The organism is Acetobacter sacchari (genome assembly GCF_017377715.1).
Classification (GTDB): Bacteria; Pseudomonadota; Alphaproteobacteria; order Acetobacterales; family Acetobacteraceae; genus Acetobacter; species Acetobacter sacchari.
This window is the reverse complement of record NZ_JAFVMF010000008.1, coordinates 1-22,848: the sequence shown is the minus strand read 5'-3', so window position 1 is coordinate 22,848 and position 22,848 is coordinate 1. Positions and strand designations below refer to the sequence as shown.

The following is a 22,848-nucleotide window of genomic DNA, read 5'->3' as shown; positions in this document are numbered from 1 at the left end:
AGCGCCTGATCCCCGTATGTCTTCCGACGACGCTCCCTCAGGGATCTGTGGCTCCATCGACGATATCCGGTTCCAACCGAATCGGGGATGGCTGATTACAGGCTGGGCCTTCGATCCCACCAGTCCAGAGAGATGCGTCATCGTCGCTGCGCTGCGCTCCGGGCGCGAAGTCGCTCGCGCCGAAGCGTCCATCGCGCGCGCAGACCTGCGGCGACCCGGCGTGGACGACGGACGCAGGGGCTTCGAACTGCTGGCGCCGCTTGACGAAGTACCCGCTCACAACCCTGCTGCTCTGGACGTCGTCGCATTGCCCGAACGCACGCCGCTGCCGCGCGCTGCTTTAGCGACGGCGGCGCCAAGGCATGATATCCGGTTGCGCGCGTCCGTAGACGTGGTCGGGCGCACACGCATTGCCGGATGGCTTCGCGACGAGGCGCGACCAGACCAGCGTCTGAACGTAGCGATCCTTCTGGATGACGTGGTCTTGCGTAGCGCGGTCGCGAACGCCTTGCGGACCGACCTGCGGGATACGGGACTTGGGGACGGTCGTTACGGTTTCGATTTCGTCCTTTCGCCTCCCCTGCCCTCCGACACAGATCACGCGATTACCATTCTGTGCGAGGAAACAGGACAACCGTTGCCCGGCTCGCCATTTCATTTCCCGGCTTCGCACCGCTTCAACGAAACGTTTCGCCAGCACGTCGCACAGACGCTTGCTGGACTCAGCGCGCCGAATGCCCGGGCGGACGCGCTGACGTTCCTGATCGGCCAGATAGAAAAGTTACGCCGAGAACAGGCGCGCGCCGATGCGCGGGAAGCGGAATCCGTGGCGCACGAAAGGGCTCGGCGGCTAGGCGCAGACACCGAAGAGACGCCGCCGCGCATCCTGTTTATTGACGACCGCGCGCCCGACATGCGTCGGGACGCCGGTTCCTGCGCGATATTGTCGCATATGCAGGCGGCGCAGGCGCTGGGCCATGAGGTCAGTTTCATCGCCTCCGCAATCGAGCCTGACGCCACCACCCGCCATACACTGGAGGAGAGCGGTTTCAGGTGCTGGGCCGCTCCCACCTATCCGACGGTTGAATCCCTGCTTCGCGGGCAAGCTGGGGCCTTCAACGCGATTTATCTGCACCGGCTGTCCAATGCGTCCCGGTACCTCGCGCTGGCGCGCCATTACATGCCAGGCGCACGGATCATATCGAGCGTCGCCGACCTCGCGCATCTTCGTCTTGAGCGACAGGCAGTTGTCGAGGGACGGCCGGAGTTGAGGATCGCCGCCGGTCAGGAGCGTGTGCGGGAACATATGGCCGCATGGGCGTCGCACGCGGTGATCACCCACTCACGGGTTGAAGCCGATATACTCGCGCGCGCAGTGCCTACGGCGAATGTCTACGTCGTGCCGTGGTTGACGCGTTTGCCGCCCGAACCGCTGCCGTTTCATGAACGACGCAGCGTGGCGTTCGTGGCGCATTACGGTCACGCTCCCAACCTCGACTCGGCCAAGTGGCTGGTCGAAGATATCCTGCCTCTGATCAGAGAAGCCGCCCCGGAGATCGAACTGCTGCTTGTGGGCAGCGCTATGCCGGACGCCATTGCTCGCATGAACGAGGCTCCCGGCGTTCGGGTTCTTGGGCATGTAGCCGAACTCCCTACCCTATTGCGCAGCGTGCGTCTGACTGTGGCTCCTTTGCGTTTCGGTGCCGGGATCAAGGGGAAAGTTCTTGAGAGCTGGGCCGCCGGATTGCCGTGCGTCGCGACGCCGATAGCTCTGGAAGGCCTGCCTCTACCCTCCCCGCTTGAGAGCTGTCTGGCGAGGACGGCCATAGAGTTCGCTGACGCGGTGGTCCGTTTGTATCACGACGCGGAACTTTCGGCGGAAATCGGCGCTGTCGCGCGCGCCACCATCGCGCAGCAGTTCAACGCGGAAATCGTCGAACACGCGCTTAAACGCGCGCTGGGACGATCATAGGGAGCGCCGTCCGGCTCAAGACGCGCTTGCTTGATCGGCTCTTGCTGCTCCGGGAAAGACATGAGCGGATACAAGCCGGGCAAGCTCCTTGATCTGCTGGTGGAGCGCCCTTCAAACTCCGGGCAGCGTCGCGCGGACATGCGCGGCGAAAGCGGCTACGGCCGGAGGCGCCTCCGAGTGTTCCGGGTCCGGCGCCAGCACAATCCCAAGAACCGGCAGGCGAGGAAGGCCATGTTCTGGCGCTATTTCCTTTAAATCCGGCGGAATGGCGCTGCGGGTCAGCACCGCCGCCGCGTGGCCTGACCGAACGGTGGCCAGCAGCCCGGACAGGCTGATGCTGGCGTAGGCGATGCGATACGGCCAGTCCAGCGTCGCCAGCGCCGCCAGCGCGCAACTGTGATCGTGCGTGTCCGGCGCTCCCAACGCCAGAGGAAGCGGCGCGCACGGGTCCGGGACAAAATCCGGGCGCGCCACCCACACCAGCGGCTCCAGACGGATGCAATCCACGGCACGCAGCACCGTGTCCCGTGTCACGAGAGCGCCTCGCGAACGCGACGATGGCGCGGCCTCGTCGACAAGCACGGAGACCAGAGCGGAATCGAGCCGACGCTCGGCCAGAGCCTGCAGGAGGGACGGCGTCGAGGCGCAGACGACTTCTATAAAGACGCCCGGATGTTGTTCCGTGAAGTCCCTGATCAGTTTTGGCAGGAACGACACAGCGTAATCATCGGGGCAACCGAAGCGGAAACTGCCCGAAAACACTTGTCCCGCCAGATCAGCCACGGCGCGATCATGACTGCGCAGAATCTCACGCGCATGAGCAAGCAATCTCTCGCCCTGCATGGTGAGGCTCACGCCTTTCTGGCTGCGATGAAACAGCGTCGCGCCCGCCACGTCCTCCAGACGCCTCACCTGCATGCTCAGGGCGGACTGCGTGCGTCCTATGCGCGGCGCTGCAAGACTGAGCGACCCGACGTCGGCAATCGCAACGAAGGAGCGAAGCAGGTCGATATCGAGAGCCGCCGGCATCGTTCCTCCAGTGTATCAAAATATTTGATAGAGTCCTTCAAATCTATTCGCAACTCTCATCGAAAAACTCCTGCTACTGTTTTTGTATCAAAACAAATACGGCTGGAGCGCCCGATGTCGGCAAAACCTCATACGTCCGGCGCGAAGGAATTCTGGAACGCCGCGCGCGATCACCTGATCCGCTATGGCGGCGAATTCACCCCGCATATCATCGAGCGCGCGCAAGGCAGCTTCGTCTATGACTCCGCGGGGCGGGCGATACTGGACTTCACATCCGGCCAGATGAGCGCCGTTCTGGGCCATTGCCACCCGGAGATCGCCGCGACCATCGCAGAGTCCGCCCGGACGCTCGACCATCTGTTCAGCGGAATGCTTTCCCGGCCGGTAGTCGGATTGGCCGAAGCCCTCGGGAGCCTCGTTCCCGGTCTGGAGCGGGCCCTGCTGCTCAGCACCGGCGCCGAATCCAACGAAGCCGCATTGCGACTGGCGAAGGTCGTGACGGGAAAATACGAGGTCGTCAGCTTCGCCCAGTCCTGGCATGGTATGACGGGCGCCGCTGCGTCCGCAACGTATAGCGCGGGACGACGCGGAGCGGGTCCGGCGGCGGTCGGGTCTTTCGCCATTCCGGCTCCATTCCCCTATCGCCCTCGTTTCGAAAAGAATGGTCAATACGACTGGCGCGCGGAACTTGATTACGCCTTCGACCTGCTCGACCGGCAATCCACCGGCAATCTGGCGGCGTTCATAGCTGAACCGATCCTCAGCAGCGGGGGCATTATCGACCTGCCAGAGGGCTATCTTCGCGCCTTGCAGGAAAAGTGCCGCCAACGGGAAATGCTGCTGATCCTCGACGAGGCGCAGACAGGCGTCGGGCGCACCGGAACCATGTTCGCGTTTGAGCGGGACGGCGTGGTTCCCGACATCCTGACGCTGTCGAAGACGCTAGGCGCCGGGTTGCCGTTAGCCGCGGTGCTGACGTCGCGCGAAATCGAGGAACGCGCCCATGAGCGCGGCTTCCTGTTCTACACCACGCATGTGTCCGACCCGCTCCCCGCAGCCATCGGACTGAAAGTGCTGGAAATCGTGCAGCGCGACGATCTGGCCGGTCAGGCGCGGCGCATGGGCGCCCGGCTCGCGAACGGTTTGCGCGCCCTTCAGGACCGCCATGACTGCGTTGGCGATGTGCGCGGACGCGGGTTGCTGCTCGGAATGGAGATCGTTCGCGACAGGGGCACCAAAGAACCGGACGACAAGCGAGGCGCAGCGATCACGAACGCCTGCATGGAGCGGGGGCTGAGCATGAACGTGGTTCAGTTGCCCGGAATGGGCGGCGTGTTCCGCATTGCGCCGCCCCTGACTGTCAGCGAGGCCGAAATCGACCTTGGACTGGAGATTCTCGACGCGGCCATAGGCGCCACGCAATGATTGCGGTCGAGAGCTGAAGGGATGCGGGCGAAACTCGTCTTCGGCGTCCTGTATCTGATCTGGCTCGTCTCCTACGTGGATCGCGCCGTCATCACTTACGCGGCGCCGGTGATCGCAACCGAGTTCGCCCTGAACCACCAGCAGATCGGCTGGACGCTGGGGGCGTTTTATCTCGGTTACGCGGCGATGCAGATCCCGGCGGGCTGGCTTGCCGACCGCTTCGGCGCGCGCGTCATGGTACTGGCGGGCGTCGGCTTCTGGTCGCTCTTTACATTGCTGACCGGATTGTCTGGCGGATTTGCGGCGCTGCTCGCTGTGCGGCTGCTATTCGGGCTGGGCGAAGGGCTTTACCCCCCTGCCAGCGTGAAGATGATTCGCGAAAGCTTTTCTCGTGAGAAGGCGCCGCTCGCAGCGTCCCTGCTGATGTCATCATCCTATCTCGGGCTGGTCTTCACGCCGCCACTGCTGCTGCCCCTGCTGGGCGTCGTGGGATGGCGAACCTGTTTCGAGATACTTGCCGGGCTCGGCGTCACGATGGCTGTGGTCTTCGCGCTGACGACGCGGCCGTCCCCAAGTCAGGACGCCGCTCCGCAGGAAGAAAAACCAGAGGGCTGGTCACAGATCATCCGGCGCAAGGACGTGTGGCGCCTGATGCTGGTCTGGTTCGTCGCAAGTCTCGTCAACAAGGGTCTGGACGGCTGGATGCCTACGTTCCTGTTGCGGGCCCATCATGTCGCCATCAAGAGCGCAGGCGCGCTTTTGGCGGCGCCGAATCTCGCGGCCACACTTGGCTCCTTGCTTGGCGGGTGGGTCGTCATGCGATTCTTCTCGCGGCGAGCCGACGCGTTGCTGTCACTCATCCTGCTCGGCGTCGCCCTGTCTCTGGCCGGCATGGCCACCGCAGGGTCCGTCAACATTGTCATTCTCTTCGAATCTATAGCGTATTTTTTCAAGGGCATGATTCTGGCGGTGATAACGGCCATCGTCACGGTCAGACTGCCCCGTGCGCGGCTCGCGTCAGGTAACGGCTTCATCAATTTTGGCGGCCAGATGGCCGGTTTCGTCGCCCTGCCCATGATGGGCGTCGTTCTGGACGCCACCGGCTCATACGCAATGACGTTTGCATTGCTGATGGTCGCAGTGACATGCGGACTGGCGTTCAACCTTCGTTCCGGTCGCCTCGGCCTGTCGCCGGAAGACCAATCCGGCAGGATGAAGACAGCATGACCGAGATCGCCAGCGAACAATTCCTCGACGCCGCACTGGAAGCGGCCCGCACGGCGTTCGACGGCGGCGCGTTCGAGCGTCGGTTGGCCGATCTGGTGGCGCGCAAAAGCTCGTCGCAGGATGAAGACGCGCTGCCGGGGCTGCATGCCTACCTGACTGACGGGCTGTCTCCCTGGCTCGAAGAGATGGGCTTTTCGACAGAAATATTTCCGAACCCGGAAAGTGGGGCCGGTCCCATCATGGTGGCCGAGCGGATCGAACCTGACGCCCCGCTCACCGTGCTCAGCTATGCCCATGGCGACACCGTCGCCGGGCTTGACGCCCAGTGGTCGATTCCGTCCGGTCCGTGGCGCCTGCATCGCGACGGCGACCGCTGGTATGGCCGCGGAGCGGCGGACAACAAGGGACAGCACGCGATCAACCTTTTCGCGCTTGAGCAGGTGCTGAGGCATCGTTCCGTCAGGAAGGATGGCAGGCTCGGGTTCAGCATCAAGCTGGTCGTGGAAACGGCGGAGGAACGTGGGTCCCAGGGGCTCGCGACGTTCGTCGCGCAGCACGCCGAACGTCTGAAGGCGGACGTCATGATCGCGAGCGACGGCCCGCGCGTCAGCCCCGAAACCCCCACTGTCGCCGCCGGGTCGCGAGGCAGCTTCACCTTCGACCTCGCCGTGCGGCTCAGAAAGGGTGGGGTTCATTCGGGACATTGGGGCGGGGTCACGACAGATCCCGCCGTCATCCTCACCCACGCGCTGGCCAGCATCGTGGATCGCCGGGGCTGCATTCAGATCGACGACTGGCTCCCTCCCCTGACGCCCGGCGAGCGCAGTGGCGGCGGACTTTCGAAATGTCCCGTCGATCCGGGCGATGACGCGGCGACGGTGGTCGAGAATTGGGGAGAGCCCGGCCTGACGGTCCCGGAGAAGCGTTACGCGTGGAACGCCTTTATCGTGCTAGCCATGACTTGTGGACGGCCGGAAGCTCCGATGAACGCGGTGGCGCCCAGCGCGCGCGCAACGTGCCAGATACGCTACGAGCCCGGGTCCGACCCAACGAAGTTCATGCCCGCATTGCGCAAGCATCTTGACGACGCCGGGTTTGAAAACGTCGCGATAGAAAATGCCGGGATCACCATGCCTGCAAGCGCGACAGAGACCGATCATCCGTGGATCGTGCGCGTCGCGACGATCATGGAGAAAACGCTTGGCCGCCATGTGCAGGTCATCCCCGCCGTATCCGGCGGCATGCCGGGTTACGCGTTCACGGACACGCTCCGCTTACCGCTAGTCTGGGTTCCACATGGCCACAACGGGTGTAAACAGCATGGCCCTGACGAACACATGCTGGTCCCCATCGCACGAGAGGGGGTGGAGGCGTTCGTCGGGTTGTGGTGGCGCCTTGGGGATTCGGACGGTGGCGACACCGCAAGCACGAGCACGCTACGCTGAAGGAACCTGTCAGTTGGTCGACGTGGACAATGCATCTACATACCCGGAACTCTCCAGTCGTCTATTCTGGCGATAGTTTTCACGTGTACGTCCCACCTCGTCTGAACGATGTCGGCGGTGGACAGATTGGCCTAACCGTATATGCATCGGAACACGCAAAACGGAAGTGATTACCGCGACATACAGACGCGAAAATTCTTCGCCATATTCAGGGCGCACTCAAAAATCTCTCATGGGCGGCGATTTACGTCTGAATCCATGCCCACGCGATTAGTTGCGATGGGATTTGCGCCAGAATTTTACCACCTACGGCGTCAGTTTTATGGTTAGACACCCATTACTGCCGCCTCAAGAGTGATAAAGCCGCAGGGGTCGTTCGCTACTTCGAACAGCCGTTATGAGCTTGGGCAGGCGTGTCGATATTTTACTTCCTTGCGATCCGCCTAGGCGCAGCCAGCCTCCTCGCGCCGCTCGAGCCCGCCTCATACCAGCGACAACGGCGCTGGAAATATCTTTTCATTTGGAAATCGGCGTCTGTAAATAATTTACAGAAATACATCATGCACCGCTGTTTCCGCCTTCCAGCCCTGCCCCAATACCGTTAAGCATCTGCCAGTCACGCTTCCACAGAGAAGGGAAACCGCCAGATGTCATACCAGGATTCGGCAACCGCGAAGCTCAAGCAGATCATTCAGGCTCAGAACGGCGCGTGGGATGCGATCAACCCCGAGTATGTCGAGCGCATGCGTTCGCAGAACCGGTTCCGGACAGGTCTCGACATCGCCCGCTACACGGCCGGAATCATGCGCCGCGACATGGCTGCTTACGATGCCGACCCCACCCAGTACACCCAGTCTCTGGGCGCCTGGCACGGGTTCATTGCACAGCAGCAGATGATTTCCGTGAAGAAACACTTCGGATCGACGAAGCGCCGTTACATCTACCTGTCAGGCTGGATGGTCGCGGCCCTGCGCTCGGAATTCGGCCCGCTTCCCGACCAGTCGATGCACGAGAAGACCTCCGTGCCCGCTCTGATCGAAGAGATTTACACGTTCCTGCGTCAGGCCGACGCGCGTGAACTGGGCATGCTTTACCGTGATCTCGACGCCGCCCGCGAGGCTGGAGAGACCGGTCGTGCGGCCGAAATCCAGGCGACGATCGACGGGCACCAGACCCATGTCGTGCCGATCATTGCCGACATCGACGCCGGCTTCGGCAACGCCGAGGCGACGTATCTGCTCGCGAAAAAGATGATCGAGGCGGGCGCCTGCGCGCTGCAGATCGAAAATCAGGTGTCCGACGAGAAGCAGTGCGGCCATCAGGACGGCAAGGTCACGGTGCCGCACGAGGACTTCCTCGCGAAAGTGCGCGCCATCCGTTACGCCTTCCTTGAGCTGGGCGTCGAAGACGGCATCATCGTCTGCCGCACCGACAGCCTTGGCGCTGGCCTGACCAAGCAGATCGCCTTCAGCCGCGAGCCGGGAGATCTTGGCGACCAGTACAACGCTTTCCTTGATTGCGACGACGTCACCTCCGGCGGAACGCAGGACGGCGACGTCATCATCGCCCGTGAAGGCAAGCTGCTGCGTCCGAAGCGTCTGCCGAGCAACCTGTATCAGTTCCGCCCGGGCACCGGCGCCGACCGTTGCGTGCTGGACTGCATCACTGCCCTGCAGAACGGCGCCGACCTGCTGTGGATCGAAACGGAAAAGCCGCATGTCGAGCAGATCGCCAGCATGATGGACCGCATCCGCGAAGCCGTGCCGCACGCCAAGCTGGTTTACAACAACTCGCCGTCCTTCAACTGGACGCTGAATTTCCGCCAGCAGGTTTACGACGCGTGGAAAGAAGGCGGACGCGACGTCTCGGCCTATGATCGCGCGCGCCTCATGTCCGACGCTTATGACTCCACCCCGCTGGCGGAAGAAGCTGACGCCCGTATTCGCACGTTCCAGCACGACGCCGCCCTGCGCGCTGGCATTTTCCACCACCTGATCACCCTGCCGACGTATCACACGGCGGCGCTGTCGACCGACAACCTGTCCAGCCGCTACTTCGGCGAAGATGGAATGCTGGGCTACGTTCTGAACGTGCAGCGTGCGGAAATCCGTCAGGGCGTCGCCTGCGTCAAGCATCAGAACATGGCTGGCTCCGACCTCGGGGACGACCACAAGGAGTATTTTGCAGGAGAAGCCGCCCTTAAGGCGGGTGGCAAGCACAACACCATGGGGCAATTCTCCTGATCAGGAAGTCCTGACCGTCCAATAACGGTCAAGGACGGCGGCTAATAAAAATAAAAACAGAGTCGCCGGCCCGAAACCCGGTCTTTCGCGTGAAGACCGGGTTTCCTGTCGTTTGCATAAACGACGAACGGAGCTGCATGCACGCCCATACCTGACGGTATGCGGCGTACCCTCGTTTTACACGCCGCATTCCAAAATACTTGCAGCATACATGTGTCCCACGCTGCCCGGATGCCCGCGCACCACCAGCCCCCCCCTGTGCGCTTACCCCGCAATACCTTCGAGAAAAGCAAAGGCGCTTTCGGGAAGAACGATAGACGCCGCAGCGAAATTCTCTCCCAGATGCCCGAGCGACGATGTGCCGGGTATCAGCAGGAGGTTCGGTGCGCGCGCCAGAAGCCACGCGAGCGCAACCTGCATCGGCGTCGCGCCAAGCTGCTTCGCCACATCGTGCAGTTTATCCGACTGAAGCGGAGAAAAGCCGCCCAACGGAAAGAACGGGACGTAAGCTATTCCCTGCCGCTCAAGCTCCGCAATGAGCGGTTCGTCCTCACGATGGGCGAGATTGTACTGGTTTTGCACACACACCACCGGCGCGATTGTCTGCGCCTGAGCGACCTGGGCCGCCGTCGCGTTGCTGAGGCCAAGATGCCGGATCAGTCCCTTTCGCTGCAGGTCGGCGAGCGTCGTGAACTGTTCCTCAATCGAACCCTCAGCAGGGCCGTGAATGTCGAACATGAGCCGCATGTTCACGACGTCCAGCACGTCCAGGCCGAGATTGCGCAGATTATCGTGAACTGCATCGACCAGTTCCGCCGGACTCTGGGCGAGATTCCATGAAGCGTCGGAGCCGCGTTTGGCGCCGACTTTCGTGACGATTACGAGATCGTCCTGATAGGGTGACAGCGTTTCGCGGATCAATTGATTGACGACATGCGGGCCGTAAAAATCACTGGTGTCGATATGGTTGACGCCCGCTTCCAGCGCCGCACGTAGAACGGCTCGGGCAGTTTCGACGTTTTTGGGCGGGCCGAATACGCCAGGCCCCGCGAGTTGCATCGCCCCATACCCCATACGGAACACCGGGCGGTCGCCCAGCATAAACGTTCCGGAGTCTTTGATATCCGCCATTTTTCGCTCTCCAGACAAGAATGCAGAGAAAACTATGCGTTCTTTCCGATTGCTCGATAATACGTCATAATATGCACAGGCCGTGCGGAAATCAGGACAATGACGACCGAACTTCAGGACTTGCAGGCATTTGTGACAATCTGTCGGGCAGGAGGATTTCGTGAAGGCGCGCGCCAAAGCAGCCAGTCCGCCTCATCACTCAGCGAGGCGATCCGCCGCCTTGAAGACCGGCTGGGCCTGCGGCTACTGCACAGAACGACGCGCAGCGTAACCCCGACCGAGGCGGGCGGGCGCCTCCTTGAACGCCTGGCCCCGGCGTTGGGAGAGGTCGAAGCGGCGCTTGATGGACTCAGCAGCTTTCGGGATCGGCCGGCCGGGACCCTCAAGCTCAATGTGCCCGCAAGCGCGGCTCGCCTGATTTTGCCACAGATCATAACGCCCTTCCTGAAAACCTACCCTGACATCAAGCTTGAGATCATCGTCGAGGAAAGCTTCGTGGACGTGCTGGCGGCGGGATGCGACGCTGGCATTCGCTATGACGAGCGTCTGGAGCAGGACATGATCGCCGTCCCAATCGGCCCGCGCGCCCAACGCGTGGCGACGGCTGCGTCACCCGCCTATCTGGTGGAGCGCGGACGCCCCGAACGCCCGAGCGACCTGCTCGGCCACGCGTGCTTGCGCGGCCGCTTTCCGAGCGGCCACACTCCATTATGGGAATTCGAGAAAGACGACGAAATTGTAACCATCGATCCGAAAGGACCCCTGCTCGTCCAGATCAGCGGCGGCGTTGACCTCGCCATCGACGCCGCCGTACGCGGGCTTGGCGTCATTCATTTTTTCGAAGACTGGCTGCAACCTTACTTCGACAACAAAACTCTGACGCCCGTTCTCGAACCGTGGTGGCAGAGTTTCAGCGGCCCCTACCTCTACTATCCTGGACGGCGGCGCCTGCCTCCGCCTCTCCGCGCTTTTGTCGACTTCATTCGCGCGGGTCCGTACGGATCACGTTGATGCCCCCGTTGTCAGGAATCGACAAACCGCATGGCGTCATACCGATAAAGGCCGAGGTCCGACCGACATCGTCTTCGCGTCAATCCATACTCCTGGTGTCGCAGCATCATCCGAAAGAGAATATTGAAACAGGATTTTTCTTTCGACAGACGACTTTATGCCCGTCACTTTCCATCTGAGGCATCCTTCCTCATAAGCGACGCGACGAAAATCAAAGCGCCCGCTATCTATAATCTCCTCACCAGAGATCAACCGCAAAAATATAAATCCCTTCCAGGGAGAGGGCAGGCAATAGTGAATCCACAACCAAAACGACACAGGCGCCGCTGGATTATTAGGGAAGATATGCCCATGCAATGTGCCTATCAGAATATCCTTCCCGCTCTTCTCCGTTCGCACGTCTTCGCAGCAAACGACGTTGCATTCTCTTAGCCTGATAAAATTTACCGACATCGACCACCGCCCAAAAGAATGCACGGAAAATAATTACAGAAATCTTTTCCTAATAAATGCACATCAAGAACGTCTGTCAAAATCACGAGGTGAGCGGCTGCCCGACCACGCGCTTCAATCCACCCACGTATCCGGCATGAACCCTGCCTCGCGGCATATCACTCCCCAACAATTTTAAACGGATGTTCGCCGCAAACGCGTTTACCCAAGCCGGATGAGCGCCCGGCTCTATAATTTTCTCGCTGTGTCACTTATAAAACCAGCTATTACCCCGGCAGGATATACAGCAGCAAAGGCACGATGATCGCAGTCACCAACCCGTTCAATCCGATGCCCAGCGCCGCAAACGCCGCGCCTACCGGATCACGTTGCGCCACCTGCGCCGCAGCGATGCCGCTACCCGCTATTCCCGCCGCAAGACCATGGGCGCGCCAGTCATGGATTCCCAGACGACGTAGCGTCGTTTCTCCGATCATGGCCGCAATGATCCCGCCAAGAATAGCGAAGGCGGCAGTAAGTGCCGGCGTGCCGCCGATCTGCTGCGTGATGGCTATAGCTATAGGCGTTGTCACGGCTTTTGGCGCCATCGACAGCGCCACTTCATGGCTGCCGCCAAACGCGACGACCAAAAGAACGCCGCTGACCACAGAGGTTACCGAACCAGCAAGCAGGGCCAACACCATGGCAGGCAGGCTCCGCGTCACCTGCCGGATGGAGTCCGCGAGCGGAATCGCGAGCGCGACCGTAGCGGGCCCGAGCAGAAAATGGATGATCTTTACACTTCGAAAATAGGCGTCGTAAGGCGTTTTCGTGACAAATAACGCCGTCGAAATGACGACTATCGCGAACAGCACCGGGTTGGCCCACGGAGCCCGTTTCAGGTGGATCTGGATACGCATGCCGACCACGAAGGCGGCGATTGTCGCGCACAACCAGAACAGAGTCTCTGTGTCAGGAGATGGAATCGCCTGCGCGTAGACATTGTGAATGAATGCAAAAAACCTGTCCGCCATAAGTCAGAGCACCTGCCCGTCGGCATCGGAGACCTGCTCCGGCGCAGGCGCATCATGCGTCGCCCGGTGCATGACAAAGGCCGTCACCAGCAATCCCAAAACCGTAGATCCGAACAAGGAAGCAACGATCGGCACGACGTTGGCGCCCAGAACCGGCAGTTCGGTGACAAGGCCAACCCCGGCAGGGACGAACAACAGGCCGAGACATGCGATCAAAGACCGCGCCAGCGACGAAAGCGCTGGCGATGCAGCCGGAGCTTCAGCAGCGTCCGCATCGTCAGACGCAAGCGTCTGCCGTGACTTGCGCCAGAGCAACGTCCCGGCGAGCAGAAACATCCCGATAACCGGACCCGGTATCGGCAGAGTCAGCGCACGTTGCGCAATGACGCCAATAAGCTGAAAGAGGAGAAGGGTAAGGAAGGCTTCCGGCATGGACCACTTCACGGCTGGAGTTGACTTCCCAAGGCCAGCGAAGCGGCGCACGGCAGCCCCCGCCGACGATTAACCACGGCAGGAGCCTATGGGGTGACGAAGGGGCGTCCGTCCTTGTCGCGCGACGAGGACGGCCACGCAATCGGGACCGCATAGCGAAACCCCGACCGGCCGACACGATCAGCTCGCCCTTACCCAGCTTTCAGCCTGCTGCAAACCCGACTGTCACGTCCTGCGTCGCCTCCATGGTGTCGCGACGCTTCGCTTCCCGGCGGCGACGATGCAGGATCGCCTCCGTGTAGCCGTTCGGCTGCTCTGCGCCGCGAAACACAAGGTCTTTCGCCGCCATGAACGCAGGCCCTTCCGTGTTCGCTACCAGCGGACGATAACCCGGCTCACCTTCGTTCTGCTGATCGACGATGCGGGCCATACGCGTGAACGCATTTTCAACCTGATCTTGTGAAACGACACCGTGCATCAGCCAGTTTGCGACATGCTGCGCAGAGATGCGGAGCGTTGCGCGGTCTTCCATAAGGCCGACATTGTTCATGTCGGGCACCTTGGAGCATCCGACGCCCAGATCGACCCAGCGCACCACGTAACCCAGAATGCTTTGCAGGTTCGTGTCGAGTTCGTGCGCGATCTCCATCTCGGACCAGGACCGTCCGCCAGCCAGCGGCAGGGTTAACAATTCCGACAGCGGGGCCGCAGGCTCGTGTCGTAATTCGCGCTGCGCCGCCGCGACGTCGACCTCGTGATAATGCAGCGCATGCAATGTGGCGGCCGTCGGAGACGGCACCCAGGCGGTGCACGCCCCGGCGCGAAGCTGTGCGCCCTTCTGCTCCAGCATGTCCTCCATGCGATCGGGCATGGCCCACATGCCCTTGCCGATCTGGCCGTGGCCGTCGGGACCAACGGTCAAGCCGCTCCTGATGCCAATTGCAACATTGCGTTTCTCATACGCCTTGATCCAGGCCGTGGCTTTCATGTCGCCCTTGCGGACGACCGGCCCGGCCTTCATGCATGAGTGGATTTCGTCACCCGTCCGGTCGAGGAAGCCGGTATTGATGAACACGACCCTCTCGCGCGCTGCGTGCAGACACGCGGCGAGATTGACGCTGGTACGGCGCTCCTCGTCCATCACACCCATTTTGATGGTATTGCGCGGCAGCGACAGCATGTCTTCGATCGCGGCGAAAACGCCGTCGGACAGCGCCACTTCGTGCGAGCCGTGCATCTTGGGGCGCACGATATAGATCGAACCGGCCCGGCTGTTGCGCGTCGTCCGCTCACTGCGCAGATCGTGCAGACCAATCAGAGCCAGCACTGCTGCGTCGATTACGCCTTCCGGCGCTTCATCCAGTCCTGCATCGAGCACCGCGTCGGTGGTCATATGGTGTCCGACCGTGCGGGCGAGAAGCAGGCTACGACCCGGCAGCGTGAACGGCGCGCCGTCCGTGCCGATATAGGTGCGATCAGAAGCAAGCCTGCGCGTCACGACCTTGTCGCCGCGCGGCACTTCCGCGGTCAGTTCACCGCGCATAAGACCGAGCCAGTTGCGATAGACGCGAACCTTGTCCTCAGCGTCGACAGCAGAAACACTGTCCTCACAATCCATGATTGTCGTGAGGGCGGACTCAAGAATCACATCCGCGACGCCAGCCTTGTCGGTTTTGCCAACAGCCGAAGCCCGGTCGAAGCGCAGTTCTATGTGCAGCCCGTGATTGCGCAGCAACACAACGGTCGGTTCGCCCGCCTCCCCTGCGAATCCCGCGAACTGGGTGGGGCTCCGCAGCCCGGTGGTGCGACCGCATTCGAGCTTCGCGTGCAGTTCGCCATGACGGACATAATAGCCCGTCACGTCCACATGACTTCCGAACAGAAGAGGCGTCGTCTCATCGAGAAACAGGCGCACGCGCTGCACAACCGCGCGGCCACGCAGTTCGTTATAGGCCTTGCCCGGAGTCAGCGGCGCTGACTGCGACAGCGCGTCGGTTCCATAGAACGCATCATACAGGCTGCCCCACCGCGCATTCGCGGCGTTCAGCGCGTAACGGGCGTTATTCACCGGCACGACGAGCTGCGGTCCGGCCACCCGCCCGATTTCATCATCGAGACTGTCTGTCGACACCGTAAAATCGTTGGGTTCGCGCTCGATATACCCTATCTCGCGCAGAAATCCGACCTGACTGTCAGCGTCGGCGCCAGGGTTTTCCCCGAAGAATGCGTCGATCCTGTCCTGCAACTGATCGCGGGCTTCAAGAGCCTCCCTGATTTTAGGCCCGAAGGTCTCGACCAGACCAGCCAACCCGCTCCAGAACGTCGCCGCCGAAACGTCGGTTCCTGGCAGGACTTCGGTGTTGATGAAGGCGTGGAGCCCTTGGTCCACGCTAATCGAACCGATCTCGATACGGGTCGTCATGTCAGATTCTCCCACTGACAGCGCTGGTTTTACGCGCCGGAATTCAAAAAGCCACTGAAACGGTTTCCGACCGACCCACTCGGGATCGGTCGGACCGGGATGCAGAGACACAAATGTTCACTCCCCGCCCCCGCTGCACGAAGCGCAAGCAGGGAGAGCGCTCCGTTAGTCCGGAGTCTTATCCTTTCCGGACGCCGCCTTCCTGCGAAGTCGACCGCTTCCGGTGGAGCCATGCATGGCGACCGTCGTAGACGTTCCGCCGCTGGCGATTGTGGCAGCCACATCAAGCGGGCCTGCATGGATTCCGCGCATGCAACACGTCATCTCGCCCACCACAATGTCGCCGCCTATTCCTGCCCGCCAGACGGTCGCATGACCAGACTGCGAGTTCTCACGTAACAGTTTCGGCAAGCGCAAGGCGCCTGCCTGCGCAAAAGCTCCTCCAATCTCAAGGAAGCCGCAGCCGCTGACCCCGCTGCATGCAACATTGCTCGCGCCTCGCCCCAGATCGTCCACCCAGACCCAACCACCCTGGATCGACATGACAGCCGCTCCCCATTGATCGTTCGTGACGTCAGTTAGGATGAACGCGGCGAATACTTCCAGATGGAAAGGTCATTCTGCCTGTGAATGTTGTAAACATCTTTACAAACAACCCTGAACATTTGTAAATCAACCCATGAGCAGCAGTCCCGGAACACGCATCGGCCGAATCGTGCGCCGTCTTCGTCTGGAAAGAGGATTATCCCAGCAGGCGCTCGCCGCGCGGTTGGGCATTTCCGCCAGCTACCTGAACCTTATCGAGCACGACCAGCGCTCCGTGACCGCGTCGCTGCTTATCAAGTTCACCCGCGCGCTCGACGTCAACATCGAAACCCTTTCGGGAACAGAGGAACAGAAGGTCGAGAACCTTCTGCGCGAAGCCCTGTCAGATCCGGAACTGGGCACCGATCTGGAAGGCTCCGCCCACGAGATCACGACCTTGGCGGCGCAGCCGACAGTCGCGCGCGCGGTGTTGACGCTGCATCAGGCGTTTCGCGCCGCACGACACGATGCGGAGTCGATTTCGCTGCCCGGAGGACGGCGCGTCATTCTCCCGCAGGACGAAGTTCGCCGCATTTACGACGAGCGGATGAACTATTTTCCTGAACTGGAAGCTGTGGCGGAGGCCGTTCGCGCCGACATGGCCCGTGATCTGGGGTTTTCGGCGGGAGAAGCGTTGCCGCAGGCTGAAACCAACCACGCCATCGCGACCAGGTTGCGCCAGCGTCACGGAGTCATCGTCCGCGTCCTGCCCGTAGACGACGTGCTGCGCCGCTACGACCCGTCGTCGCGCGTGCTGATCCTTTCCGATCTCGTTCCCCGCGAAAGCCGCGGGTTTCACCTCGCCTTCCAGATGATGCTGTTTGAAGCACGCGAAGCGATCGAGAACGTCATAAAAGACGCCGCGCCAAGTTCGGAAGAGGCGCGGACCTTTCTGCATATCGGCCTTGCAAACTACGCCGCCGGCGCATTGCTGATGCCATACACAGCCTATCTGAACGCCGCAGTTTCCCTGCGCTACGACCTCGACATTCTCACGGTGCGCTTTGGCGTTTCGTTCCAGCAGGCGGCTCAAAGGCTGGCCAGCCTGCAGCGGCCGGGCGCACGAGGCGTGCCTCTGTTTTTCGCGCGCCTCGACCCCGCAGGCAACATCACGAAAAGCTTTTCTTCATGCGGCTTTCCAATGCCGCGTCAGGGTAACCCCTGCCCGCAATGGAACGCCTGCACAGCGTTTTCAACACCCGGAGAGATTCAGGTCCAGATCGGCTCCTTCACCAACGGCATGAGCTACCTGTCGGTCGCGCGCACGATCTCCAGCGGAGTATCCCGCTGGGGCGAGCCAAGGCCAAGACAGACTGTCGCCATCGGATGCGACGTCTCTCGCGCCAAGGAACTGGTTTATGGGGAGCGCCTCAACCTGGAAGCAAAAGCAACTCCGATCGGCATATCGTGCCATCTTTGCGACTGGGTGGATTGCCGCTCCCGCGCTTTCCCTCCGCTCGCGCACAGATTGACGCCGGACGTCAATCAGCGGGCCGCGTTGCCTTTCCCATTTGAAGAAAAATAACGACGCGCGGGACAGCGGCGTTCGAGTTGAAGTAACAGGTCCGAGATTTCGTTTCAAAAAAAACGCTGCGATAGAATACAATATTTCAACGATGCTCAGTTGCGATAACGCATCGCTTCGACGAACGCGGCGAAGGCGGGCGAGTGAAGCTTTCGGCTGGGATAATAAAGATGATACCCCTCATACTCTGGACACCACTCCGACAGGACTTCCATAAGTCTGCCGTCATCCAGATATGGTTTAGCCAGCACATATGGAACGTATCCAAGACCCAAACCATCCAAGGCGCCTTGTAATACCAACATTGCGTTGCTGAAAGTAGCCTGCCCGGAAACACGCAATGTAAAATCTTCACCTTCGGGGCTACGAAATTCCCACCGAAGGTTTCCTCCAGCAGTTGCCATCCGCATGTTGATACAGTTGTGGCCCCCGAGTTCCTGAGGTGTGTCCGGAACAGGGCGATGTTCAAAATATGCAGGGGCTCCGACGACACAGAAGCGCCAGTCAGGGCCGATGCGCGTAGCGACCATGTCGCGCTCTATGGATTCGCCTATACGTACGCCGCCATCAAAACGCTCAGCGACAATGTCAATGAATGCGTAATCCATGCTGATTTCCACACTTATATCGGGATATCGCCGGAGGAATTCGGCAAGTTTGGGACGAAACACGAGCTCGATCGCTACATCGACGCAGGTGATCCGAATGGTCCCCGCCGGCTTGTCGCGAAGGGCTGTAATTGAATCAAGCTCGGCCGACACCTGCTCAAACAATGGCCCCATCCGCTGCAACAAACGTTCACCGGCGTCCGTAGTGGCCACATTTCTTGTCGTGCGCGAAAGCAGCCTGAGACCCAGCCTTTCTTCCAACCCCTTGACCGTATGACTTAGGGCAGAGGGCGTGACGCCTAGCTCGGCAGCGGCTCGCGTGAAGCTCCTCTCTCTGGCGACAGTCAGAAAGGCGGTTATTTCGTTGATATGATCGCGTGGCATTGCTGAGCTTATTTCAATGATGCGTGAACCCTATGCACCCTAATCACAGACCGCAAGCTTCGCCTATCTTCCTGCCTGCGAGCCGCGCCATCAGCATGTGACAGACAGGAAGATAACATGGAAATTTTCCGTGCAGGACATAAACCTTCAATGAGAGGTCCAGAGGACTGGTTCACAGGCACGGTCCGCATCGACTCGCTTTTTAACCCGGCGGCCCCGGATCGAGTGCAGGGCGCAAGCGTCACTTTCGAGCCCGGCGCGCGTACTGCGTGGCACACGCATCCACTTGGCCAGACCATCGTCGTCACGTCGGGCGTTGGGCGTGCGCAGCGCTGGGGCGGCGCTCTCGAAGAGATTCGTCCGGGAGACGTCGTATTTTTCGAGCCCGGAGAAAAACATTGGCACGGTGCCGCGCCTGCCACAGCCATGACCCATATCGCCATTCAGGAAGTCGAAAATGGCACGGTCGTCGACTGGATGGAGCAGGTCTCGGACCAGCAATACGGCGTCTGACGAGACAATTTTCGCGAGATAAAAAACAATGATTGAAAACAAGGTCGTCGTAATAACGGGGGCGTCTTCGGGCATTGGCGAGGCGAGCGCCCGCTTGCTGGCGCGTCAGGGGGCGAAAGTCGTGCTCGGCGCCCGGAGAGAAGATCGTCTCAAGGCCATAGCCGAATCGATAGAAGCCGAAGGCGGCTCGGCCGCCTTCGTTGCGATGGACGTGACCAGCCCAGCCGACAACGACGCGATAATTCGCCTCGCTGAAGACAGGTTCGGCTGTGTCGACGTCATCTTTCTCAACGCTGGCCTGATGCCCACATCGCCAGTTTCCGCGTTGAAAACGGACGAGTGGAACGCAGCCGTCGATATCAACATAAAGGGGGTGTTAAACGGCGTCGCAGCGTCCATGCCTCTCTTTCTGGCGCAGAAATCGGGGCAGGTCATTGCAGTTTCTTCCGTCGCAGGTCTCAAAGCCTATCCGGGCAGCGCCATTTATGGGGGCACCAAATGGTTCGTTCGCGACTTCATGGAGGTGCTTCGCATGGAATCCGCCATGGAAGGCTCCAACATCCGCACATCGACCATCTATCCGGCGGCGATCAATACAGAACTGCTAGGCGGCATCTCTGATCCAACCGCGGCTGCAGCGATGAAAAATCTTTACAGCCAATACGCCATCTCTCCCGAGCGGGTTGCAAGCGTGGTTTCATTTGCGATCGACGCGCCTGAAGACACCAACATAAACGAATTTACGATCGGTCCAACCAGTCAGCCTTGGTGAGGTGATTCATGCCGCATGTAATTATAAAACTGTGGCCCGGGCAGTCCGAGCAAAAAAAACTGCGACTTGCCGAAGCTATAACGGAAAATGTGACTGCCATTCTTGGTTACGGAAATGATGCAGTGTCGATCAGCTTCGAAGAGGTTCAACCGCCTGACTGGCGCAATCAGGTTTACCTGCCTGACATCGTTCAGAAAGAGAGCCATCTCTACAAAAAACCTGGCTACTCCATGTAGCCGGGTTTCAAAACATCGATAACGCCCTCTTTCTACAAAGGCTGAAATGGCGGATCGACTGGTCATTTAGGGTCGATCGCTGAGCATCAGTCCAGACACTCCATCAATCTTTTCAACGTCTGCGGCGCCCACCAGATGACGGCAGCGTCGTCATATGACCCTATGCCATCGACCATTATGCTCGACAGAATGGCGCCGACCCCATTCGCCCGGCGGTTCGTATCAAAATAAACTACAAAATCCCGATGACTTTCACGCCCAACACCGCCGCGTTCGGAATTCGGCTGGTGCCACCCGGCCGAAAGACATATTCGAACTCCGGCTGGATGAGCAAACCGTGCATGGCGTCGATACCGTAGTTCACCTCGATCACCGATGTGGTTTTCTGCGGACCCGCGACGGTGGCGTCCAGACTGAACCCTGCATCCTCGCGAATGCGCTGGCCGGTCTCCAGCCTCGGGCTCACCCGATAATAGTTGTATAACACGCCCAGACGATCGTGATTTCGTCCGGGAATCAACCCGGCAAACGACGCTCCCGCCCACGCTTCATCCGAATAGATCGAATTGCGCGGCGTGTTGTGGACATACCCTGCCAGAACGTAGGCGCCGTCCATCTGCGTCACGCCGCCGCTGCGATAAATCATCTGGTCAAACAACACCCAGACCGAATCTCTTTGCGACGTACGCGCGAATACACCATTCCCTTTCGCCAGAGCAGGCGATAGCTTCCCGATGTTATCCGCATAGATCGAGGTGTCGTGCATGTAGCCGACCTTGTAATGCCCGACGAGTTTTTTTGATCCGAAAAACGGTTGCCACGTGAATTCCACGGGGAACGCCGCACCGGTAGTCTCTTCGCCAGCCCACGCCCAGCCGCTGATGTCGCTTGCGGTCGGGCGAACCTGATACGCGCCGAATTGAAGCACTGTGTCGCGCGTCGGACGCATCCGAATGCGCGCCCCCCATGACGCTTTCGGATAGACACTGAGACCCGCGTCAAGCTTCAATGCGACCGGAGCAGAGCAGAGCAGCATAAAGGTGCAGATCAGCGGAGAGGTCGCGAAGTCGGTGCTAAGCGGCATACGACCAAAAATAATGTCGACCCGATTGTTCAGGAGCCTTTTTTCGGCGTAGAGAAACCCAAGATGCGCCGCCGAATTTCCTGAAAGACCGTATATTTCTCCATAATTTATGTAATAATCGCCGAGCTTTTGTTTACCGACCGAGCGGCCTGCCCGCTCAAGGATCAGGCCATGTACGGACCAGCCATCTAATCCGAGCATTTTCTTTAGATCGAGGTCCACGCGGAAGTTGACCTCGTGTATATACTCCATCCCGCGCTCTTTACCGCCACTGGCGACGCCTAGCGCTTCGGCCTTGTACGACATCTGAAATCCGACGCCGTAATTACCCAGTCTTTGCCTGAAGCCGTTCAAAGACGGCAACAGATGCTGGGTCGTCGGAGACGGAGCGAAATATTGGTCCTCCAGCAACGTATTACGGTGCGCATCCCATTGCGGCGGAAAAAATCCCGAAAAAACTTCAGGAGAAAACATTGGAGCTATTTCAATTTTATTCGGCGCTTGCCCCGACGTAACCGACGGAATCGTAATGATCCGCGTAACCCGGTCTCCGGATAATGTTCGTGCTGGGCTGGCTGGATCGTGATCGATAGGACCAGTAGCCCATGAGGTGTGAGCGTGCACGGCAAGGTCCGTGCTTCGACCTGCAACGGGGAGAGCCTCTTGCGCCTCTGCAGTTCCAGCGAACAGCCCCATTGCAGCTACGACGGTTGGGACAAAACGCGGACGTGCGGGAGCACTGCGATCTGGCTTCTGGCTCGCCGGATACGAATCTCCAGCGGCGAGTGCGCCGATTTCCGTTTTCATTTCTGGCCTTGCGCCCATTTTTTGGGCTTGTTGCTTGTTAACTACTTTTCCGCATACGTCAGATAAAGTTTCATCTCAATTGCGTGATTGCGTTGAACATCCATCCACATTACGTATATGTAATGGCGTCACAGCGCACCGCTCATAAAGTTAAAAAGCTGAAATCAACCCTGAAATACTTTGACTTGAATACGATAAATTTAGAAAAACTTACGTCCTCAGAAAATAAACATTTCGACTCTCTTAGCCGCAGGCGAATCACTGCCGCTTAATCAACCCTTTAGGCGCCCGAAGACGAACTTCCTTCGGACGGCTCAAGACCGGCCACTTACTCCGCTCGAAATTCCATTTCCCGACGCCTCGTGGACCACATGCGCTCCACGCACGGCACGCACGAAGCCAACGATCGCGCTTAATGATCGCCTCATCAGGAAGGGGAGGCTTTATTGTCTGGCTTCAACTTCAAGCCTTACATTTAAGAGCCTGTTTGGAAAATCGGTCTGATGTGATTCAAGCTCTGGATGTGGACGC

The 22,848-nt window shown here is 60.0% G+C and carries 18 protein-coding genes; 10 read left to right on the top strand and 8 right to left on the bottom strand.

Annotation, left to right across the window (positions count from 1 at the left end; genetic code table 11):
* Positions 1–16 precede the first annotated feature (16 nt).
* Complete coding sequence (locus tag J2D73_RS08435) at positions 17–1,972, top strand: glycosyltransferase family 4 protein (RefSeq protein ID WP_207881164.1); 1,956 nt, start codon at positions 17–19, stop codon at positions 1,970–1,972.
* A gap of 111 nt (positions 1,973–2,083) precedes the next feature.
* On the opposite strand, the gene J2D73_RS08430 is transcribed toward J2D73_RS08435, so the two are convergent.
* A complete protein-coding gene (locus tag J2D73_RS08430; protein ID WP_207881163.1) occupies positions 2,084–3,001 on the bottom strand; it encodes a LysR family transcriptional regulator in 918 nt (305 codons plus the stop codon).
* 114 nt (positions 3,002–3,115) lie between these two features.
* Between J2D73_RS08430 and J2D73_RS08425 the strand changes: the two genes are divergently transcribed.
* From J2D73_RS08425 to J2D73_RS08410, 4 genes are all read left to right on the top strand, one after another.
* The gene (locus tag J2D73_RS08425) at positions 3,116–4,426 is read left to right on the top strand and encodes an aspartate aminotransferase family protein (RefSeq protein WP_207881162.1); all 1,311 of its coding nucleotides are present in this window, start codon (positions 3,116–3,118) and stop codon (positions 4,424–4,426) included.
* Between the two features lie 21 nt (positions 4,427–4,447).
* Positions 4,448–5,653, top strand: coding sequence for an MFS transporter (locus J2D73_RS08420; RefSeq protein WP_207881161.1), 1,206 nt, complete (start codon positions 4,448–4,450; stop codon positions 5,651–5,653).
* Positions 5,650–7,098 carry a M20/M25/M40 family metallo-hydrolase gene (locus tag J2D73_RS08415; protein WP_207881160.1) on the top strand — a complete coding sequence of 483 codons (1,449 nt, stop codon included), beginning with the start codon at positions 5,650–5,652 and terminating at the stop codon, positions 7,096–7,098. The genes J2D73_RS08420 and J2D73_RS08415 overlap by 4 nt, the downstream gene beginning before the upstream one ends.
* 647 nt (positions 7,099–7,745) lie before the next feature.
* Entirely contained in the window at positions 7,746–9,341 is a 1,596-nt protein-coding gene (locus J2D73_RS08410; RefSeq protein ID WP_207881159.1) for an isocitrate lyase, read from the top strand.
* A gap of 264 nt (positions 9,342–9,605) precedes the next feature.
* Here J2D73_RS08410 and J2D73_RS08405 read toward each other — a convergent pair whose 3' ends face one another.
* The gene (locus tag J2D73_RS08405; protein ID WP_207881158.1) at positions 9,606–10,472 is read right to left on the bottom strand and encodes an aldo/keto reductase family oxidoreductase; all 867 of its coding nucleotides are present in this window, start codon (positions 10,470–10,472) and stop codon (positions 9,606–9,608) included.
* Between the two features lie 99 nt (positions 10,473–10,571).
* Here J2D73_RS08405 and J2D73_RS08400 point away from each other — a divergent pair, with 99 nt between their 5' ends.
* Positions 10,572–11,483, top strand: coding sequence for a LysR family transcriptional regulator (locus J2D73_RS08400; RefSeq protein WP_207881157.1), 912 nt, complete (start codon positions 10,572–10,574; stop codon positions 11,481–11,483).
* A 719-nt stretch (positions 11,484–12,202) separates the two neighbouring features.
* Here J2D73_RS08400 and J2D73_RS08395 read toward each other — a convergent pair.
* From J2D73_RS08395 to J2D73_RS08380, 4 genes are all read right to left on the bottom strand, one after another.
* The gene (locus J2D73_RS08395) at positions 12,203–12,949 is read right to left on the bottom strand and encodes an LrgB family protein (protein ID WP_207881156.1); all 747 of its coding nucleotides are present in this window, start codon (positions 12,947–12,949) and stop codon (positions 12,203–12,205) included.
* A 3-nt stretch (positions 12,950–12,952) separates the two neighbouring features.
* Positions 12,953–13,393 carry a CidA/LrgA family protein gene (locus J2D73_RS08390; RefSeq protein WP_341535055.1) on the bottom strand — a complete coding sequence of 147 codons (441 nt, stop codon included), beginning with the start codon at positions 13,391–13,393 and terminating at the stop codon, positions 12,953–12,955.
* A 190-nt stretch (positions 13,394–13,583) separates the two neighbouring features.
* Positions 13,584–15,803, bottom strand: coding sequence for a malate synthase G (locus tag J2D73_RS08385; protein WP_207881155.1), 2,220 nt, complete (start codon positions 15,801–15,803; stop codon positions 13,584–13,586).
* A 165-nt stretch (positions 15,804–15,968) separates the two neighbouring features.
* Positions 15,969–16,346, bottom strand: a complete 378-nt coding sequence (locus J2D73_RS08380) for a hypothetical protein (protein ID WP_207881154.1) — start codon at positions 16,344–16,346, stop codon at positions 15,969–15,971.
* Positions 16,347–16,482: 136 nt separating this feature from the next.
* Here J2D73_RS08380 and J2D73_RS08375 point away from each other — a divergent pair, with 136 nt between their 5' ends.
* Positions 16,483–17,913: a helix-turn-helix domain-containing protein gene (locus J2D73_RS08375; RefSeq protein WP_207881153.1), complete on the top strand. Its 1,431-nt coding sequence runs from the start codon at positions 16,483–16,485 to the stop codon at positions 17,911–17,913.
* A 95-nt stretch (positions 17,914–18,008) separates the two neighbouring features.
* On the opposite strand, the gene J2D73_RS08370 is transcribed toward J2D73_RS08375, so the two are convergent.
* Complete coding sequence (locus J2D73_RS08370) at positions 18,009–18,905, bottom strand: LysR family transcriptional regulator (RefSeq protein WP_207881152.1); 897 nt, start codon at positions 18,903–18,905, stop codon at positions 18,009–18,011.
* Between the two features lie 117 nt (positions 18,906–19,022).
* Here J2D73_RS08370 and J2D73_RS08365 point away from each other — a divergent pair, with 117 nt between their 5' ends.
* Genes J2D73_RS08365 through J2D73_RS08355 form a run of 3 tightly spaced genes read left to right on the top strand, consistent with a single transcriptional unit; the run spans position 19,023 to position 20,426 of the window.
* Positions 19,023–19,418 (top strand): (R)-mandelonitrile lyase, encoded by a 396-nt coding sequence (locus J2D73_RS08365; RefSeq protein WP_207881151.1) that lies wholly within the window; start codon positions 19,023–19,025, stop codon positions 19,416–19,418.
* A gap of 28 nt (positions 19,419–19,446) precedes the next feature.
* On the top strand, positions 19,447–20,190 hold the full coding sequence (locus tag J2D73_RS08360) for an SDR family oxidoreductase (RefSeq protein WP_207881150.1): 744 nt from the start codon (positions 19,447–19,449) through the stop codon (positions 20,188–20,190).
* Between the two features lie 8 nt (positions 20,191–20,198).
* Complete coding sequence (locus J2D73_RS08355; protein WP_207881149.1) at positions 20,199–20,426, top strand: tautomerase family protein; 228 nt, start codon at positions 20,199–20,201, stop codon at positions 20,424–20,426.
* Between the two features lie 232 nt (positions 20,427–20,658).
* Here the strand turns inward: J2D73_RS08355 and J2D73_RS08350 are convergent, their stop codons facing one another.
* A complete protein-coding gene (locus tag J2D73_RS08350) occupies positions 20,659–22,317 on the bottom strand; it encodes a carbohydrate porin (RefSeq protein WP_207881148.1) in 1,659 nt (552 codons plus the stop codon).
* Positions 22,318–22,848 lie beyond the last annotated feature (531 nt).